Raw genomic sequence first — 3,076 nt, forward strand, 5'->3', positions numbered from 1 at the left:
ACCGGATGATATCTCGAGAAGCTGGTCTTAATGATACGGCCTCGAAGTGCACCGGCGTGCCTTCAAGAGGACTGTATCGACACGTCGATGTCATCAAGAAATGGCTTGATTGTAAAAGGTAATCAGGCTTTTGCCGGTTCTACTGTTTCCGAAGGGTTGCAGTATGGCCAGATTTGGAACCCCTTTGAGCGCAAGCGAAAAGGATAGGAATTCCAAATCAAGCAAATATGGATGAGCATAGACAATGAGAACGAAGAAGTGAATTAAGGGCATTTGGTGGATGCCTTGGCATGCACAGGCGAAGAAGGACGTGATACGCTGCGATAAGCCGTGGGGAGCTGCGAATAAGCTTTGATCCATGGATTTCCGAATGGGGGAACCCACCTTAAATGCTTGGAGAATCTAAGTTGTGCTTCGGTACGGCTTAGGTTTCCAAGCATTGTAATAAGGTATCTGCATCTGAATACATAGGGTGTAAGAAGCGAACTCAGGGAACTGAAACATCTAAGTACCTGAAGGAAAGGACATCAACCGAGACTCCGTAAGTAGTGGCGAGCGAACGCGGACCAGGCCAGTGGCAATGAGGAATAAAGTGGAACACTTTGGAAAAGGTGGCCATAGCGGGTGATAGCCCCGTACACGTAGAACACTCATTGTCCTTGAGTAGGGCGGGACACGTGAAATCCTGTCTGAACATGGGGAGACCACTCTCCAAGCCTAAGTACTCGTGCATGACCGATAGCGAACAAGTACCGTGAGGGAAAGGTGAAAAGCACCCCGACGAGGGGAGTGAAATAGAACCTGAAACCGGATGCCTACAAGCAGTCGGAGCTCGAAAGAGTGACGGCGTACCTTTTGTATAATGGGTCAACGACTTAGTGTAGCAAGCAAGCTTAAGCCGGTAGGTGTAGGCGTAGCGAAAGCGAGTCTGAATAGGGCGTTTAGTTTGTTGCATTAGACCCGAAACCGAGTGATCTAGCCATGAGCAGGCTGAAGGTTGGGTAACACCAACTGGAGGGCCGAACCCATATCTGTTGCAATAGATTGGGATGACTTGTGGCTAGGGGTGAAAGGCCAATCAAACTCGGAAATAGCTGGTTCTCCGCGAAAACTATTTAGGTAGTGCGTCGATCGAATACCCTCGGGGGTAGAGCACTGGATGGGCTATGGGGACTCACCGTCTTACTGATCCTAACCAAACTCCGAATACCGAGGAGTACTAATCGGCAGACACACGGCGGGTGCTAACGTCCGTCGTGAAGAGGGCAACAACCCTGACCTCCAGCTAAGGTCCCCAAGTCATGGCTAAGTGGGAAAGGATGTGAGGATCCCAAAACAACCAGGATGTTGGCTTAGAAGCAGCCATCATTTAAAGAAAGCGTAACAGCTCACTGGTCTAAATAAGGGTCTTTGCGCCGAAAATGTAACGGGGCTAAAGCCATGCACCGAAGCTGAGGATAAGACAGTCGTAGTGGCTGTTTTGTGGTAGCGGAGCGTTCCGTAAGTCTGTGAAGGGGGACCCGTGAGGGCCCCTGGAGATATCGGAAGTGCGAATGTTGACATGAGTAACGATAAAGGGAGTGAGAGACTCCCTCGCCGAAAGACCAAGGGTTCCTGCTTAAAGTTAATCTGAGCAGGGTTAGCCGGCCCCTAAGACGAGGCGGACACGCGTAGTCGATGGGAACCACGTTAATATTCGTGGGCCTGGTGGTAGTGACGGATCTCGTGTGTTGTACATTCTTATTGGATTGAATGTGCGGCGAAGAGGTTCCAGGAAATAGCTCCACCGTATAGACCGTACCCGAAACCGACACAGGTGGTCAGGTAGAGTATACCAAGGCGCTTGAGAGAACTATGTTGAAGGAACTCGGCAAATTGCACGCGTAACTTCGGAAGAAGCGTGACCCCATGTTAGGCAACTAGTATGGGGTGGCACAGACCAGGGGGTAGCGACTGTTTATCAAAAACACAGGGCTCTGCGAAGTAGCAATACGACGTATAGGGTCTGACGCCTGCCCGGTGCTGGAAGGTTAAAGGGAGGGGTGCAAGCTCTGAACTGAAGCCCCAGTAAACGGCGGCCGTAACTATAACGGTCCTAAGGTAGCGAAATTCCTTGTCGGGTAAGTTCCGACCTGCACGAATGGCGTAACGACTTCCCCGCTGTCTCCAACATAGACTCAGTGAAATTGAATTCCCCGTGAAGATGCGGGGTTCCTGCGGTCAGACGGAAAGACCCCGTGCACCTTTACTATAGCTTTACACTGGCATTCGCCAAGGCATGTGTAGGATAGGTGGTAGGCTTTGAAGCGGGGACGCCAGTTCTCGTGGAGCCATCCTTGAAATACCACCCTTATCTTCGTGGATGTCTAACCGCGGTCCGTTATCCGGATCCGGGACAGTGTATGGTGGGTAGTTTGACTGGGGCGGTCGCCTCCGAAAGAGTAACGGAGGCGCGCGATGGTGGGCTCAGACCGGTCGGAAATCGGTCGTCGAGTGCAATGGCATAAGCCCGCCTGACTGCGAGACTGACAAGTCGAGCAGAGACGAAAGTCGGTCATAGTGATCCGGTGGTCCCGTGTGGAAGGGCCATCGCTCAACGGATAAAAGGTACGCCGGGGATAACAGGCTGATGACCCCCAAGAGTCCATATCGACGGGGTTGTTTGGCACCTCGATGTCGACTCATCGCATCCTGGGGCTGGAGCAGGTCCCAAGGGTATGGCTGTTCGCCATTTAAAGCGGTACGTGAGTTGGGTTCAGAACGTCGTGAGACAGTTCGGTCCCTATCTGCCGTGGGTGTAGGAATATTGACAGGATCTGTCCCTAGTACGAGAGGACCGGGATGGACGTATCTCTGGTGGATCTGTTGTCCTGCCAAGGGCATAGCAGAGTAGCTATATACGGAATGGATAACCGCTGAAGGCATCTAAGCGGGAAACCAACCTGAAAACGAGTGTTCCCTATCAGAGCCGTGGAAGACGACCACGTTGATAGGACGGGTGTGGAAGTGCAGCAATGCATGAAGCTTACCGTTACTAATAGCTCGATCGACTTCTTCGTTCCCATTGATTATGTTC

At 51.8% G+C, this 3,076-nt stretch carries 1 rRNA gene; it reads left to right on the forward strand.

Annotated features, from left to right (window positions below):
* Positions 1-252: 252 nt before the first annotated feature.
* Positions 253-3,059: ribosomal RNA gene (locus DSM25558_RS27360) — 23S ribosomal RNA — on the forward strand.
* The last annotated feature ends 17 nt before the right edge of the window (positions 3,060-3,076 follow it).

The organism is Agrobacterium sp. DSM 25558 (genome assembly GCF_900100825.1).
Lineage (GTDB): Bacteria > Pseudomonadota > Alphaproteobacteria > Rhizobiales > Rhizobiaceae > Agrobacterium.